Below are 14,498 nucleotides of genomic sequence, written 5' to 3' on the forward strand. Positions count from 1 at the left end.
ACGACGTTCATGCGCTGCCGATTGATCGATCAGTAGGTGTAGAACATCCGCTGGATCTCTTTGGTGTCATGCGTCCTGGTCAGCGCCAGCATCAGCAGGATGCGCGCCTTCTGCGGATTGAGCGTGTCGGACACCACGAAATCGAGCTCGTCGTCATTCGCCTCGCCGTTGCGCGCCACGATGCCCTGGCCCACGCGGCTCGAGCGCACAATGATCACGCCTTTCTTGCGCGCCGCAACCAGCGCCGGCTTGGTGCGCGCCGGCAGGCTGCCGTCGCCGGTGCCCGCGTGGACGATGCCCACGTCGCCCTGCGCCACGAACGCATCCACTGCCGCCGTGCCCACGTTCGCATACGAATACGCCACGTCCACCGCCGGCAGCGCGTTCAGGCTGCCCACGTCGAACTCGGTATCGACCGTGTGCTTGTGGGTCGAGGTGCGATAGAAGTGCGCCTTGCCGCCCACGATGTAGCCCAGCATGCCCAGCTCGGTCGCCTTGAAGGTATCCGCGGTCACGGTATTGGTCTTGGTGACGTCGCGCGCGCCGTTGATCTGGTCGTTCAGCGCGACCAGCACGCCCTTGCCGACCGCTTCCTGGCTGCCGGCCAGTACCACCGCGTTGTACAGGTTGATCGGGCCGTCGGCCGAGATCGCGGTGGACGGGCGCATCGAGCCCACCAGCACCACCGGCTTCTTGCTCTTGACGACCAGGTTCAGGAAGTACGCGGTCTCTTCCAGCGTGTCGGTGCCGTGGGTGATGACGATGCCGTCCACGTTCGGCTGCGCCAGCAGGGCGTTGACGCGCTTGGCAAGCGTGAGCCAGTGCTCGTTGGTCATGCTCTCGCTGGCGATCTGGAACACCTGCTCGCCGCTCACGTTGGCCACCTTCGACAGCTCCGGCACCGCCTTGATCAGCGCCTCGACCCCGACCTTGGCGGCGGTGTAGCCCACGGTGGTGGTGCTGGTGGCGCCGGTGCCCGCGATGGTGCCGCCGGTCGCAAGGATCATCACGTTCGGCAGCTTGGCGTTCTGCGCCTGCGCGCTGGCCGACAGCAGGGCCAGGCACGCGAACAGCACCCACAGGAAGCGGGCGGTTTTTTGGTACAGCATGGGTTTCTCCTTATTTCAGCGGCCGGCCTTGTGGGCCGGCCTGGTTACGGCTTCTTGTAGACGACGCCTTCCTTCATCACGAACTTCACGTGCTGCAGCAGCGCGATGTCGCGCAGCGGGTCGCCCGAGACGGCCACGATATCGGCCGCGTAGCCCGGTTCGACGGCGCCAAGGCGGCCTGCCTGGTTCAGCAGCATGGCGGCGTTCACGGTCGCGGTGCGGATCGCGTCGATCGGCGTGAGGCCGGCTTCCACCAGGTAGGCGAACTCCTTGGCGTTTTCGCCGTGCGGGAACACGCCGGCATCGGTGCCGAACGCCATCTTCACGCCGGCCTTGTAGGCGCGCCCTGCGGTAGCCTGGATCAGCGGGCCGATCGCGGCTGCCTTGGGCTGCACCAGCGGCGAGTAGTAGCCGGGCAGCTTGGCCTTGTCCGCCACATAGCGGCCGGCCGAGATGGTGGGCACGTACCACGCGCCGGTTTTCTTGAACAGTTCGATGGCCTCGTCGTCGATGTAGGTGCCGTGCTCGATCGAGGTGACCCCGGCCCGCAGCGCGCGCTTGATGCCTTCGGCGCCGTGCGCGTGCGCGGCCACGCGAAAGCCGTAGTCCTTGGCCGTGGCGACCACGGCGCGCAGCTCGTCTTCGGTGAACTGGGCGTTTTCGCCGCTGGTCTCTTCCGAGAGCACGCCGCCGGTGGCGGTCACCTTGATCAGGTCCGCGCCTTCCTTGTAGCGTGCGCGTACGGCCTGGCGCGCTTCGTCCGGGCCCGAGATGACGCCGTCGGCCGGGCCGGGCTGGCCGAGCGCGCGCGAGAGCTTGTGCGAGTAGTCGTTGGTCGGGTCGCCGTGGCCGCCCAACGTCGAGATAATGGTGCCGGCGGTGAACATGCGCGGGCCGGGCACATCGCCCTCGGCAATCGCGCGCTTGAGCGAGACGTTCAGGCTATCTTCGCCGCCCACGTCGCGCACGGTGGTAAAGCCGGCCAGCAGCGTGCGCTCGGCGTACTTGACCGAGCGGTAGGCGGAGTCGGCCGGGTTGGCGCTGATCTCGTCGTGCAGGGCCGCCACGCGCGGGCGCGTTTCGTGCGACAGGTGCACGTGCGCGTCGATGAAGCCGGGCAGGCAGGAGTAGCCGGACAAATCGACGTGGCCGGCGCCGCCCGCCATCGGGCCCACCGACTTGACGCTGCCGTTCTCGATCACGATCGACACCTTCTCGCGCCAGGTTCCGCTCTTCACGTCGAGCAGGCGGCCGCAGTCCACGACCGTCTGCGGCGCGGCCTGCGCGCTACCGAAAGCAAGCAGCGCGCTTGCGAGGTACAGCTTCTTCATCCGAATCTCCTTTTATCGTTCTTCTGGTCGTGAAAAAAGGCCTCCCATCGCTGGAAGGCCTTCGTGTACTTCAGCGGCAGCCGCCCTTTAGCGCAGCGGGGCCGTGGCAATGTCCTTGTTGGCGCCCACGCCCTCGGTCAGCTCGCCCTCCCACTTGGCGACCACCGCGGTGGCGATGCCGTTGCCGATCACGTTGGTGGCCGAACGCGCCATGTCGAGGAAGTGGTCGATGCCGAGCAGGAGCACCAGGCCCGCCTCGGGAATGTGGAACTGGCCCAGCGTGGCGGCGATCACCACCAGCGAAGCGCGCGGCACGCCGGCCATGCCCTTGGAGGTCAGCATCAGCACCAGCATCATCACCAGCTGGTCCGACAGCGGAATGTGGATGCCGTAGGCCTGGGCGATGAACACGGTCGCGAAGGTGCAGTACATCATCGAGCCGTCGAGATTGAACGAGTAACCGATCGGCAGCACGAACGCGGCCAGGCGGTTCTTCACGCCCCAGCGCTCCAGGCCTTCCAGGGTTTTCGGGAACGCCGCTTCCGACGACGCGCACGAGAACGCGATCAGGGTCGGCTCGCGCAGCTCGGCCAGCAGCTTGAGGATGCGCGGGCCGACGAACAAAATGCCGGCCAGCGTCAGCAGCACCCACAAGAGGCCGATGCCGAGGTAGAACTCGCCCATGAACACGCCGTAGGTCGAGAGCACCTTGACGCCGCTCTTGGCGATCACGCCGGCCACCGCCGCGAACACGGCCACCGGGGCGAAGTTCATCACGTAGCCGGTCACCTTGAGCATGACGTGTGCGACACCGTCGATTGCGTCGATCAGCGCGTTGGCGCGCGCGCCAACAGCGGCGGCGCCGGTGCCGAAGAAGATCGAGAAGATCACGATCTGCAGGATCTCGTTCTTGGCCATGCCGTCCGCGATCGAGGTCGGCACCAGGTGGGTGACGAACTCCTTGAGCGTGAGGCCGGACGCCGAAATGCCCGACGAGGCCGTGGACGCCGGCAGCACATCGGCTGCCTGCTGCGCCGCCATATGCAACGCATCGCCCGGGCGGAAGATGTTCACCAGGATCAGGCCGAGCGTGAGCGAGATGATCGAGGCGATGATGAACCAGCCCAGCGCCTTCACGCCGATGCGACCCACTTCCTTGGCGTCGCCCATCTTGGCGATGCCGACCACCAGCGTGGCGAACACCAGCGGCGCGATGATCATCTTGATCAGGCGGAGGAACAGGGTGGTCACCAGCGACATCGCGTCGGCAAAGCCGTTCGGGTTCGCGACATTGGTATTGACGCCGTAACCGACGGCGATACCGAGGACGAGGCCGACTAGGATGTAGGTGGTCAGGCGGTTTCGATTATTCATATGCTGCTTCCTGTAAGAGCCGGCCGATGGTGTCTCCACTGCCGGGTTTTCGTCCTGCACCGCTCGTTTATCGTGCAAAATAGCAGTGTTTATATCAGCGAGTTGCCAGTATTAGTTCTGATTGTATTGGCAAGTTCCGCAGTATCCTTGGCGCAGATGGTGCTGTCAAGCATGCCCGCCGGGTATGCGACAACAGGCCGCGGGCGCTTTGCCGCAGACGGAAAAACATGATCGAAATTGACAGTGTGAGCAAGTGGTACGGGGCTTTCCAGGTGCTCAGCGAGTGCAGCACGCACGTTGCGCGCGGTGACGTGGTGGTGGTGTGCGGCCCGTCCGGCTCCGGCAAGTCCACGCTGATCAAGACGGTCAACGGGCTCGAGCCGTTCCAGCAGGGTTCGTTGCGGGTGGATGGCATTTCGGTCGGCGACCCGAAGACCGACCTGCCCCGGTTGCGCGCCAGGATCGGCATGGTGTTCCAGAACTTCGAGCTGTTCCCGCACCTGTCGGTACGCGAGAACCTGACGCTCGCGCAGGTGAAGGTACTGGGCCGCAGCATGGACGAAGCGACCGCCAGCGGGCTCAAATACCTCGACCGCGTTGGCCTGCTCAAGCACCAGGACAAATTTCCGAGCCAGCTGTCGGGTGGGCAGCAGCAGCGCGTGGCGATTGCGCGCGCGCTGGCGATGGACCCGATCGCGATGCTGTTCGACGAGCCGACCTCCGCGCTCGACCCCGAGATGATCAACGAGGTGCTCGACGTGATGGTGGGCCTGGCGCAGGAAGGCATGACCATGATGGTGGTGACGCACGAGATGGGCTTTGCGCGCAAGGTGGCGGACCGGATCGTGTTCATGGACCACGGCCGGATTGTCGAGGACACGCCAAAGGACGAGTTTTTCAGTACGCCCCGGTCGGAGCGCGCGCGCGACTTCCTGGCGCGGATCATCCACTAGTAGCGCCCGTAGGGTGGGCTCTTGAGCCCACGCGTGACGCGCCGCGTGATTGACCGCGTGGGCACAAGTGCCCACCCTACACGTTATTCGCTCGCTTGACCGCGCTCGCCCGCGAAGTATTCGTGGTCGGTGGTCAGCACCCACGAATGCCGCAGCTCGACCACCTCGTCGCGGAACGAGAGCGCGCGGCGCACGATGTGCAGGAGCGGCGTGCCCTGGTCGAGCGACAGCAGTTCGGCCACCTCGGCGTTGGCGCCTTCCGCGTCCAGCCGCTCTTCGGTGCGCAGCACGGCCACGCCAAAGCTGTCCTGGTAGAGCTGGTACAAGGTGGTGCGGCGCTCGCGCAGCTGGAATTCGGTCAGGCCGGGGAAGAAGCGCTCGGGCAGCACGATCTGGTCCACGATCACCGGCCGTCCCGAAAGGCTCAGGCGGTTCACGATGCGCAGCACTTTGGAGCCCTTGCCGATGCCGAGCCGGCGCGCGCTGTCGGCGTCCGCCTTTTCCCTGGACAGGCTGATGAACTCGACCTTCGGATATTCCTTCTGCCCGGTCTTGGGGCAGATGTGGAAGAATCCGAACATGTAGCGGTCCTGGCTGTGCGAGGCGACGAAGGTGCCGCGCCCCTGGTGCCGGATCAGGATGTTCTCGGCGGTCAGTTCGTCCACCGCCTTGCGCAAGGTGCCCACCGAGACGCCGTAGCGCTCGCACAGGCGTTTTTCGGCCGGGATCATGTCGCCGGCCTTCCATTCGCCGTCGCGCAGGGATTCCATCAGCTTGTGCTTGACTTCGCGGTACAAGGGCAGGCCCAGGGCGACGTCCGAACGAAAAAGTTGTTGCATGAGATGTTTGCCGGCAGGTAGATAAGGTCAGTTGACCGCATCATAGCAAATACACGCCCGTCCGGGGGTTAATTCATGCAGATCACCTAGTTGAATTGCTGGCGCTGTGGGCCGGCGTACACAAGCGCTACGCCTGGCAGAACGCCAGCAGGGTCTGGACGGCTTCGGTCCGGTACTTCTGCCTGTGCAGCAGGATGTGGAACGAGCGCGTGAGCGTGAGGTAGGGCGTGTCGAGCATGACCAGGTTGCCGCGCTCGATTGCCCCCTGCAGCGCGAGCTTGGGCAGGCAGGAGATGCCGATCCCGGCCTCCACCGCGCGCTTGATCGCTTCGCTGCCGCCCAGGTCCATGGCCAGCTTGATGTCGCCCAGCTGGCTGGTCAAGAGCTGCTCGACCACCTCGCGCGTGCCCGAGCCGCGCTCGCGCAGGATCCACCCGGCTTCGCGCAGCGCCTCGGGCGTCGCGGCGCCGGGCCGGGCGAGCGGGCTGTCCGGGCGCGCGCAGATCGCCAGCTCGTCGGCGCGCCAGAAGATGGCCTCGATGTCGGCATCCATGCACGGCCCTTCGACAAAGCCGACGTCCACCTCGAACGCGAGCACCTTCTGCATCACGTGCCGCGTGTTGCCCACGTCGAGCTCGATCCGGCTGCCGGGGCGCTGCTCGCGAAAGCGCCCGATCAGCTGCGGCAGCAGGTAGTTGCCGATGGTGGAGCTGGCGGCCAGCCGCAGGTCCACCGAGCGGCCGTCCTTGCGGAACAGCTGCTCCATCTCGTGCGCGCGTTCGATCATCTCCACCGCCTGCGCGTAGAGCGCGCGCCCGTCGTCGTTGAGCGAAAGGCGCTTGCCCACGCGGTCGAACAGGCGGGTGCCGAGCTGGCTTTCGAAATCGGCCAGCGCCATGCTCGCCGCCGATTGCGTCATGCCGATCGCGGCCGCGGCCTGGGTCACGCTGCCCTTTTGCGCGGTGGCGACGAACACTTCGATCTGCCTGAGAGTGGTGCGCAGCATCCTCTATATCACTTATGCTGATTAATCATATCAATATTACTCGTTTTTATAATAAAAGGCAGCGGCGTACTGTTGGTGCTCGGTTTCATCACGGAGAGCACAACAATGACAACTTCGCCCATTCGTCCCGCCCCGTTCGCCCTCGGGCTGGCGCTGGCCGGCGCCATTGCCGCCGCCAGCATCTGGGGCGCGGGGCTGCCGGCCGTGCAGCACCTTGGCATTTCGGCACTCACGCTGGCCATCGTGATCGGCATTGCGTTGGGCAACACGGTGTTCCCGCGCGTGGCGCCGTTCAGCGCGGACGGCGTGGAGTTCGCCAAGGCCAAACTGCTGCGCCTGGGGATCATCCTGTACGGCTTTCGCATCACCTTCCAGGAGATCGGGCACATCGGCTGGGCTGGCATCCTGATCGACCTGTTGATCATCGCTACCACCTTCACGCTGGCGGTGCAGCTGGGCACCCGCGTGTTCGGGCTGGACAAGCAGACCGCCATGCTGATCGGCGCCGGCAGCTCGATCTGCGGCGCGGCAGCCGTGATGGCAACCGAGCCGGTGGTGCGCGGCCAGGCGCACAAGGTGTCGGTGGCGGTGGCCACCGTGGTCATCTTCGGTACGCTGGGCATGTTCGTGTATCCGCTGCTGTACCCGCACCTGGGCCTGTCCGAGACTGCGTACGGCCTGTATGCCGGTTCCACCATCCACGAGGTGGCACAGGTGGTGGTGGCCGGGCGCTCGGTGAGCGAGCAGGCGGCCTCGTTCGCCGTGATCGAAAAAATGCTGCGGGTGATGATGCTGGCCCCGTTCCTGGTCATCCTGAGCAGCCGCATCGGCAACGAAGGCGGCGCCGGCGCGGCCAAGCGCAAGATCACGATCCCCTGGTTTGCCGTGCTGTTCATCGTGGCCGCCGGCGTGAACTCGCTGCACCTGCTGCCGGCCGGGCTGGTGGCCGCCATCCTGCAGGTCGATACCGTGCTGCTGGCGATGGCGATGGCCGCGCTGGGCCTGCGTACCCATGTGGGCGCGGTGCAGCAAGCGGGCGCCAAGCCTATCCTGTTGGCAAGTATCCTGTTCCTGTTCCTGATGACCGGCGGGTATGTGATCAATCGCTTCATTACCGCCATTGTTTGAGCCTGAAATCATCTAGATGATATGGTTGACAGCACGCGAAACGCTGCGCTAGGATGGTCTTGAGCTAGTCGTGTTGGACCTGAAAACGAGGAGACAAAAATGATTCACTTTGTGGTGCACGAAGATGGAGATTCCGTGGGGACCGTGGTGGTCGAGGGCGTCACTGCCGGCACGCCGCTGAACGGCTGGGTGATGGAGCCGGACCACGTGATCGAGATGCGTACGGTGAGCGATATCCCGATCGGTCACAAGATCGCGCTCAAGGACCTGCAGCCGGGCGACACCGTCATCAAGTACGGCGTGGACATCGGCAAGGTGATCGCGCCGATCAAGGCCGGCGAACACCTGCACGTCCACAACGTCAAGACCAAGCGCTGGTAAGCCGCGGGGCCGCACAAACGCATCAAGGAGACAGACATGATCAACAAGGACACCACCTTCCTCGGCTACCGCCGCGAAAACGGCCGCGTTGGCGTGCGCAACCACGTCATCATCCTGCCGGTGGATGACATCTCGAACGCCGCCGCCGAGGCGGTGGCCAACAACATCAAGGGCACGATGGCGCTGCCGCACCCGTACGGCCGCCTGCAATTCGGCGCCGACCTGGAGCTGCACTTCCGCACCCTGATAGGCACGGGCGCCAACCCGAACGTGGCCGCCGTGGTCGTGATCGGTATCGAGCCGCAATGGACCCAGCTGATCGTCGATGGCATCGCCAAGACCGGCAAGCCGGTGCAGGGCTTCGCCATCGAGCACCATGGCGACCACGACACGATCATGCGTGCGTCGAAAGCGGCGCGCGAGCTGGTGCAGTTCGCGTCCGAAAAGCAGCGCGAAGTGTGCAGCATCAGCGAGCTGTGGGTTTCGACCAAGTGCGGCGAATCGGACACCACCTCCGGCTGCGGCGCCAACCCGACGGTGGGCAATGCGTTCGACAAGCTGTATGGGCTGGGCGCGACCCTGGTGTTCGGCGAAACGACCGAGCTGACCGGTGGCGAGCACCTGGTGGCCGAGCGCTGCGCAACCCCCGAGGTCAGGGAAAAGTTCATGGCCTTCTTCAACCGCTACCAGGATGTCATCAACCGCCACAAGACCAGCGACCTGTCGGACTCGCAGCCGACCAAGGGCAACATCGCCGGCGGCCTGACCACCATCGAGGAAAAGGCGCTGGGCAACATCCAGAAGATCGGCAAGAAGTGCAAGATCGACGGCGTGCTGGACAAGGCAGAAACGCCGACCGGTTCCGGCCTGTGGTTCATGGATTCGTCGTCGGCCGCGGCCGAGATGGTCACGCTGTGCGCCGCGTCCGGCTACGTGGTGCACTTCTTCCCGACCGGCCAGGGCAACGTGATCGGCAACCCGATCGTCCCGGTGATCAAGATCTGCGCCAACCCGAAGACGGTGCGCACCATGGCCGAGCACATCGACGTGGACACGTCCGGTTTGCTGCAGCGCGAGCTGAACATGGATGGTGCGGGTGATAAGCTGCTCGAGTGCATGCTGCGCACCGCCAACGGCCGCCTGACCGCCGCCGAGGCGCTGGGGCATCGCGAGTTTGTGCTGACCCGTCTCTACGAGTCGGCTTAAGTCAGCCTGAAAGCACGTCGTCCCCGCGGAGGCGGGGACCCATAGAACGCTTGCAAGTGGCGCTGTTCGAAGCTCCCTGAACGCAAGCTCAGCATGGGTCCCCGCCTCCGCGGGGACGACGGACAGAATGGTGAGGTAAAGATGAAGTAACCGGCCGGCCGTCCTTTAACGGCCAACGCAAATCGTCCCCGTGTCCGACAAAGAGCGGATCTGTAGATGGCATCAGCCGCACGGGACAAATTCCATGAAGCGGTAGGAGGAGTAAATGAGGAGCACGCTTTTTCGCAGTCTGTACTTCCAAGTGGTTGTGGCGCTGGTCGCTGGCGTCGCGGTCGGGCATTTTTATCCCGCCATTGCAACCGATCTCAAACCCCTTGGTGACGTGTTCATCAACGGCATCAAGATGGTGATCACCCCGGTCATCTTCTGCACTATCGTTTCCGGCATCGCCGGGATGGAAAACCTCAAGAAGGTCGGCCGCGTCGGTGGCAAAGCGGTGCTCTATTTCGAACTGGTGACCACGCTGGCGCTGGTCATCGGCATGATCGTCGCGAACATCGTGCAGCCTGGCGCCGGCATCAATGCGGACATCGCCTCGCTCGACAAGGGCGCGGTGGCGGCCATCGCCGACAAGGCGCACCCGCAAACGACCCTGCAGTTCATCACCTCGATCGTCCCCAGCTCGGTCGTCGATTCCTTCGCCAAGGGCAACCTGCTGCAGGTGCTGCTGTTCTCGGCGCTGTTCGGCGTGAGCCTGTCGGTGCTGGGCGAGCGCGGCCGCAAGGCGCGCGAAGTCATCGATGAATTCGGCAAGGCGCTCCTGGGCGTGGTGGGCCTGGTGATGAAGCTGGCCCCGATCGGTGCCTTCGGCGCAATGGCCTTCACCGTCGGCAAATTCGGCATCGGCACGCTGCAGCAGCTGGCCACGCTGATCGGCGCGTACTACCTGACCACGCTGCTGTTCGTGTTCGTGGTGCTGGGAACGATTGCCAAGGTGGCCGGCGTGTCGCTGTGGAAGCTGATCAAGTACCTGAAGGAAGAGATGTTCATCGTGCTCGGCACGGCGAGCACCGAGTCCGTGCTGCCGCAGCTGATGCAAAAGCTCGAGGCCATGGGCGTCAAGCGCACCGTGGTGGGCATGGTGGTCCCGACCGGCTACTCGTTCAACCTGGACGGCGCGGCGATCTACCTGACCATGACCTCGCTCTTCATCGCCCAGGCGCTGAACATCGACCTGTCGCTGTGGCAGCAGCTGGGTCTGCTGGCGATCCTGCTGCTGACCTCCAAGGGCGGCGCCGGCGTGGCCGGTGCGGCACTGGTGGCCCTGGCAGCAACGCTCGGTTCGACCCACATTTTGCCGGTGGCCGGCATTGCGCTCGTGATCGGCGTGGACCGCCTGATGAACGAAATCCGCGCGCTGACCAACCTGGTGGGCAATGCGGTCGCCGCGATCGTCGTGGCGCGCTGGGAAGGCGAACTTGACCTGCAGCGGGCGCGTGCCGTGCTCAACGGCGACATCGTGCCGGTGCTGGACGTGGAATGCGAGCCGCAGGTGGACCAGGAGCTGCAGCCGCGGCCCGTGGTTGTGCCGGTGACCAAGCCGGCGATCGCCTGACCTGATCAGGTACTAAAAACTCCCGGTGCAATGCCCCCAGAACGGAGGGGTATGCACCGGGAGTTTTCTATTGAACTTAACGCTTTTTGGCGATGCGCAGTTCAGCCATGCGGTAGGCCGAGTTTCGTTCCCGTTTTCCGACTGATAAGAGAACCACGGTGACGCTTTGCTCATTCACTTCGTAGACCAAGCGGTACCCAAGTTCACGTAGCTTTATCTTGTAGGTGTTTGCCATGCCGGGGCCACGAAGACGTGCTGACGGCACATGGGGAGCAGCAAGACGCCTTGCCAGATGTTTTTTAAATTGCTCCTTCACTGAGGCGTCGAGCTTGTTCCATTCTTTTAAAGCGTCTTCGTGAAACTCGAGCTCATAGTTCATCCAGGGAGACTTTCCTGGTGGGGCCGCCTCGCCGCTCTTTCACGATTTTGGCAAGTTCCATGTCCTCCAGCGCTTCAAGCATTTCTTCGAACAGGTCTGCCGGAACCAGGTAGGCCACGGTTCCGCTATCGTCGGTCACCGCTATCGGTGCGGTTTTCGCTGCATCAACCACCGCCTTCGTGCTGTGCCCGAGCTCGGTGATGCTCAAAGTCTTCTTCGCTGAGAATGGTTTGTTCATGGCAATAAGCAAGCTGTTTGGGAGCGCGAGCCATGTTAGCACCGTGTATGGTTGATTCGTCTGAGGTGGCTCCAAAGCGCGCTATTACGCCCCGCGGACGCGTGAGCCGTGGTCGCACGTGCACTCGTTCGACGACGGGGCTTGCGCTTACCAGTTGCGCAGAATGAGGCTGGTGCCGCCCAGGATCAGGATGCCCCAGATGACCTGGACGACGCGCTGCGCCGGCAGTCTGCTGTGCAGGCGGTTGCCGAGGAAAAGGCCGAGCAGTGAGCACGGCAGCAAAATGGCGGCGAGCCACAGCAGCGAGTCCTGCTTGTAGAAGCCGGCGGTGGAGAACAGCACCAGGCGCGAAAAGCCGGTCACGAAGATCAGCGCGCTGATGGTGGCGCGCAGCACAGCCTTGTCGTCCAGCCGGCGCGCGAGGTAAATCGTATAAATCGGACCGCCCGTGCCGAACAGCGCGGTGAACACCCCGCCGGCCATGCCGAGCGGAGCCGACCAGCGCGGGCTGAGCGGCGTGGGTTCCTTCTTGAGCAGCAGGCTCCACGCCGAATACGCGAGGATGAAGGCGCCGAGCAGCAGCAGCAGCAGCCGTTCCGGCACCTTGACCAGCGCGATCACGCCGATGGCCATCCCGACCAGCATGAACGGGATCAGGCGCAGCAGCTCCTTGCGGTCCACCACTTTGCGGTTGCGCATGCCCAGCAGCAGGCCAGAGGTGAGATCGAAGATGAGCATCAGCGGCACGGCCATCTTCAGCGGGATCACCTGCACCAGCATCGGCATGGCCGTGATCGAGGAACCAAAGCCGGTGAGGCCGAATACCGTGTAGGCCAACATGACGATCAGTGCCAGCAGCACGACCGTCTCGATCCCGAATGCCATTCAAATAACTCCTGGGTTACAGCTTGCGAGTAGGGTGGGCACTTGTGCCCACGCGGTCAACCATGCCGGCAGCCGCGTGGGCTCGAGAGCCCACCCTACGTGTCATGGCCTGGCCAGCGCTGTCAGCTGATCGATCATGGCCTGCGGGACCTCGATGCCTTCGGCCTGGGCCTTCTGCGCCAGTGCTTCGCGGCGCTGGCCCGGCAGGCGTACGTCCGGATCGACCAGCATGGCCGACACCAGCGTCTCGAGGCGTTCGTTGAACACGTCGGTGCCCGCAAGCGCCGCCGGGTCGATGACCATGAACACCTGGCCGATGCGCGGCCGGTTGCCTTCCTCGTTGAAGAACGAGTCGGCTTCGAAACCGAACGACGCGCCCGTCAACGCGCAGCATAATAACTCAACCACCAGCGCGAGCATCGCACCTTTCACGCCGCCGGCCGGCATCATCATGCCTTCCAGCCCGGCTTTCGGGTCGGTGGTGGGGTTGCCGTCCTTGTCCAGTGCCCAGCCGAGCGGGATCGATTCGCCCTTCTTGGCCGCGACCATCAGCTTGCCGCGCGCGACCTCGGACAGCGACAGGTCGATGACCAGCGGCGGCGCATCGCGGCGCGGGAACACGGCCGCGATCGGGTTGGTGCCGAACAGCGCGCGCTTGCCGCCCCACGCCGGCATGCCGGCCGGCGAGTTGGAAAACGCAAGGCCCACCATGCCAGCCTGCGCAACGCTCTCCAGGTGATAAGCCGCCGTGCCGAAGTGGTGGCTGCGCGTGACGCCGGCAAACGCCGCGCCGCATTCGCGTGCCGAGCGGATCGCCTCGTGCACGGCGAGCGCGCAGGCGGGAAAGGCCAGGCCTTCCTGCGCGTCCACCAGCAGCGCGGCCGGACGGCTTTGCTGCACGCGCGGCTGCGCATCGCCGTTCACGCGCCCGGCCCGCAGGTGGCCGGCGTATTGCGGGATGCGCGACAGGCCGTGCGAGGCCAGTCCCTGCGCCTCGGCGGCGACCAGTGCTGCGGCGGTGGCCGTCGCCATCTCGCCGCTGGCGCCTGCGCGCCGCAGCGCGTCGGCCGCCAGTTGGGTTAAGTCTGTAATGCTAAGTGTTGGCATGACTGCTCCGTGGTTGTGGCGCCGAGCAGGTGCTCGGCAACCCGCTCGGCAATCATTGCGCTCACGCGCTCGTTCGATTCTTTGGTGACGCCGCCGATGTGTGGGGTCAGGATCAGGTTGGGCACGCCGGCCAGTACCGAGCCCGCAGGGAGCGGCTCGTCCTCGAACACGTCGAGCGCGGCGCCGGCCAGCCGGCCGTCGCGCAGCGCCTGTGCCAGCGCGGCTTCGTCCACGATGCCGCCGCGCGCCGTGTTGATGAGCACCGCGCCCGGCTTCATGCGGCCGATGCGCTCGGCGTTCATGAGGCCGCGCGTGGCATCGGTGAGCGGCACGTGCAGCGAAACCACGTCGGCTTCGGCGACCAGCTGGTCGAGGCTGGCGCAGCGCGCCCCCGTCGCGGTCCACACCGGCGAACCGGCATCGAGCATCGGGTCGTAGGCGACCACCTGCATGCCGAGCGCTTTCGCCAATTGCGCGGTCAGGCGGCCGATGCCCCCAAAGCCGACCAGGCCGAGCGTCTTGCCCGCGCTCTCGCGCCCTTCGGACAGCTGCGAGCGCGGCCACTCGCCCGCCGCCACCGAGGCGGAGGACAGGTAGGACCCGCGCAGCAGCACCATGGCGCTGGCGATCACGTATTCGGCCACCGCCAGCGCGTTGGCGCCGGTGGCCGGGATCACGCCGATGCCGCGCGCCTCGCAGGCTGGCACGTCGATGTTGTCCAGCCCGACGCCGAGGCGACCGACCACGCGCAGCTGCGGCGCGCAAGCCAGCAGCTCGGGCCTGACCTGGGTGCGGTTGCGCACCACCAGGGCTTGCGCGTCGCCCAGCTGGCGCTGCAGTTCCTCGCGCTTGTCCACCAGCTTGGGGTCGTACACCACGTCAAAGCGCTGGCGCAGCTCGTCCACGGACTGCTCGTCCATGAATTCGGAGATGACGATCTTCATGTG

The 14,498-nt window shown here is 65.1% G+C and carries 15 protein-coding genes; 5 read left to right on the forward strand and 10 right to left on the reverse strand.

All coding sequences use genetic code 11. The features are described from left to right. Positions 1-29: 29 nt before the first annotated feature. From NX774_RS21590 to NX774_RS21600, 3 genes are all read right to left on the reverse strand, one after another. Positions 30-1,109 carry a type II asparaginase gene (locus tag NX774_RS21590; protein ID WP_258824353.1) on the reverse strand — a complete coding sequence of 360 codons (1,080 nt, stop codon included), beginning with the start codon at positions 1,107-1,109 and terminating at the stop codon, positions 30-32. Positions 1,110-1,153: 44 nt separating this feature from the next. After that, positions 1,154-2,440: a metal-dependent hydrolase family protein gene (locus tag NX774_RS21595; protein ID WP_258824354.1), complete on the reverse strand. Its 1,287-nt coding sequence runs from the start codon at positions 2,438-2,440 to the stop codon at positions 1,154-1,156. Between the two features lie 87 nt (positions 2,441-2,527). Beyond that, positions 2,528-3,814, reverse strand: coding sequence for a dicarboxylate/amino acid:cation symporter (locus NX774_RS21600; protein WP_258824355.1), 1,287 nt, complete (start codon positions 3,812-3,814; stop codon positions 2,528-2,530). Between the two features lie 227 nt (positions 3,815-4,041). Here NX774_RS21600 and NX774_RS21605 point away from each other — a divergent pair, with 227 nt between their 5' ends. After that, the gene (locus NX774_RS21605) at positions 4,042-4,767 is read left to right on the forward strand and encodes an amino acid ABC transporter ATP-binding protein (protein ID WP_258824356.1); all 726 of its coding nucleotides are present in this window, start codon (positions 4,042-4,044) and stop codon (positions 4,765-4,767) included. 83 nt (positions 4,768-4,850) lie between these two features. Here NX774_RS21605 and NX774_RS21610 read toward each other — a convergent pair whose 3' ends face one another. Further along, positions 4,851-5,606 (reverse strand): GntR family transcriptional regulator, encoded by a 756-nt coding sequence (locus NX774_RS21610; RefSeq protein WP_258824357.1) that lies wholly within the window; start codon positions 5,604-5,606, stop codon positions 4,851-4,853. A 127-nt stretch (positions 5,607-5,733) separates the two neighbouring features. Then, positions 5,734-6,612, reverse strand: coding sequence for a LysR family transcriptional regulator (locus tag NX774_RS21615; protein WP_258824358.1), 879 nt, complete (start codon positions 6,610-6,612; stop codon positions 5,734-5,736). 105 nt (positions 6,613-6,717) lie between these two features. On the opposite strand from NX774_RS21615, the gene NX774_RS21620 reads away from it, so the two are divergent. The 4 genes from NX774_RS21620 to dctA all read left to right on the forward strand — a co-directional run bounded on the left by NX774_RS21620 (position 6,718) and on the right by dctA (position 10,942). After that, complete coding sequence (locus NX774_RS21620) at positions 6,718-7,740, forward strand: YeiH family protein (RefSeq protein WP_258824359.1); 1,023 nt, start codon at positions 6,718-6,720, stop codon at positions 7,738-7,740. Positions 7,741-7,839: 99 nt separating this feature from the next. Further along, on the forward strand, positions 7,840-8,121 hold the full coding sequence (locus NX774_RS21625; RefSeq protein WP_258824360.1) for a UxaA family hydrolase: 282 nt from the start codon (positions 7,840-7,842) through the stop codon (positions 8,119-8,121). A gap of 36 nt (positions 8,122-8,157) precedes the next feature. Beyond that, positions 8,158-9,327, forward strand: coding sequence for a UxaA family hydrolase (locus NX774_RS21630; RefSeq protein WP_258824361.1), 1,170 nt, complete (start codon positions 8,158-8,160; stop codon positions 9,325-9,327). 265 nt (positions 9,328-9,592) lie between these two features. Then, on the forward strand, positions 9,593-10,942 hold the full coding sequence (gene dctA, locus NX774_RS21635; RefSeq protein ID WP_258824362.1) for a C4-dicarboxylate transporter DctA: 1,350 nt from the start codon (positions 9,593-9,595) through the stop codon (positions 10,940-10,942). Between the two features lie 76 nt (positions 10,943-11,018). On the opposite strand, the gene NX774_RS21640 is transcribed toward dctA, so the two are convergent. From NX774_RS21640 to NX774_RS21660, 5 genes are all read right to left on the reverse strand, one after another. Beyond that, positions 11,019-11,321, reverse strand: coding sequence for a type II toxin-antitoxin system RelE family toxin (locus NX774_RS21640; protein ID WP_258824363.1), 303 nt, complete (start codon positions 11,319-11,321; stop codon positions 11,019-11,021). Beyond that, entirely contained in the window at positions 11,311-11,559 is a 249-nt protein-coding gene (locus NX774_RS21645; RefSeq protein WP_258824364.1) for a type II toxin-antitoxin system Phd/YefM family antitoxin, read from the reverse strand. Before NX774_RS21645 ends, NX774_RS21640 begins: the two co-directional genes overlap by 11 nt. A 147-nt stretch (positions 11,560-11,706) precedes the next feature. Then, positions 11,707-12,444 (reverse strand): sulfite exporter TauE/SafE family protein, encoded by a 738-nt coding sequence (locus NX774_RS21650; protein ID WP_258824365.1) that lies wholly within the window; start codon positions 12,442-12,444, stop codon positions 11,707-11,709. A 102-nt stretch (positions 12,445-12,546) separates the two neighbouring features. Continuing rightward, complete coding sequence (locus NX774_RS21655; RefSeq protein WP_258824366.1) at positions 12,547-13,551, reverse strand: Ldh family oxidoreductase; 1,005 nt, start codon at positions 13,549-13,551, stop codon at positions 12,547-12,549. Further along, positions 13,524-14,495, reverse strand: coding sequence for a hydroxyacid dehydrogenase (locus NX774_RS21660; RefSeq protein WP_258824367.1), 972 nt, complete (start codon positions 14,493-14,495; stop codon positions 13,524-13,526). The genes NX774_RS21655 and NX774_RS21660 overlap by 28 nt, the downstream gene beginning before the upstream one ends. Between the last annotated feature and the right edge of the window lie 3 nt (positions 14,496-14,498).

Origin of the sequence: Massilia agilis (genome assembly GCF_024756255.1) — a bacterium.
GTDB lineage: Bacteria > Pseudomonadota > Gammaproteobacteria > Burkholderiales > Burkholderiaceae_D > Telluria > Telluria agilis.

Bases quoted from the DNA above. Each gene is read 5' to 3' on its own strand.
- NX774_RS21660 (WP_258824367.1), bottom strand. From the start codon at position 14,495: ATGAAGATCGTCATCTCCGAATTCATGGACGAGCAGTCCGTGGACGAG.
- NX774_RS21655 (WP_258824366.1), bottom strand. From the start codon at position 13,551: ATGCCAACACTTAGCATTACAGACTTAACCCAACTGGCGGCCGACGCG.
- NX774_RS21595 (WP_258824354.1), bottom strand. From the start codon at position 2,440: ATGAAGAAGCTGTACCTCGCAAGCGCGCTGCTTGCTTTCGGTAGCGCG.
- NX774_RS21615 (WP_258824358.1), bottom strand. From the start codon at position 6,612: ATGCTGCGCACCACTCTCAGGCAGATCGAAGTGTTCGTCGCCACCGCG.
- NX774_RS21630 (WP_258824361.1), top strand. From the start codon at position 8,158: ATGATCAACAAGGACACCACCTTCCTCGGCTACCGCCGCGAAAACGGC.
- NX774_RS21600 (WP_258824355.1), bottom strand. From the start codon at position 3,814: ATGAATAATCGAAACCGCCTGACCACCTACATCCTAGTCGGCCTCGTC.
- dctA (WP_258824362.1), top strand. From the start codon at position 9,593: ATGAGGAGCACGCTTTTTCGCAGTCTGTACTTCCAAGTGGTTGTGGCG.
- NX774_RS21610 (WP_258824357.1), bottom strand. From the start codon at position 5,606: ATGCAACAACTTTTTCGTTCGGACGTCGCCCTGGGCCTGCCCTTGTAC.
- NX774_RS21650 (WP_258824365.1), bottom strand. From the start codon at position 12,444: ATGGCATTCGGGATCGAGACGGTCGTGCTGCTGGCACTGATCGTCATG.
- NX774_RS21625 (WP_258824360.1), top strand. From the start codon at position 7,840: ATGATTCACTTTGTGGTGCACGAAGATGGAGATTCCGTGGGGACCGTG.
- NX774_RS21645 (WP_258824364.1), bottom strand. From the start codon at position 11,559: ATGAACAAACCATTCTCAGCGAAGAAGACTTTGAGCATCACCGAGCTC.
- NX774_RS21590 (WP_258824353.1), bottom strand. From the start codon at position 1,109: ATGCTGTACCAAAAAACCGCCCGCTTCCTGTGGGTGCTGTTCGCGTGC.
- NX774_RS21640 (WP_258824363.1), bottom strand. From the start codon at position 11,321: ATGAACTATGAGCTCGAGTTTCACGAAGACGCTTTAAAAGAATGGAAC.
- NX774_RS21620 (WP_258824359.1), top strand. From the start codon at position 6,718: ATGACAACTTCGCCCATTCGTCCCGCCCCGTTCGCCCTCGGGCTGGCG.
- NX774_RS21605 (WP_258824356.1), top strand. From the start codon at position 4,042: ATGATCGAAATTGACAGTGTGAGCAAGTGGTACGGGGCTTTCCAGGTG.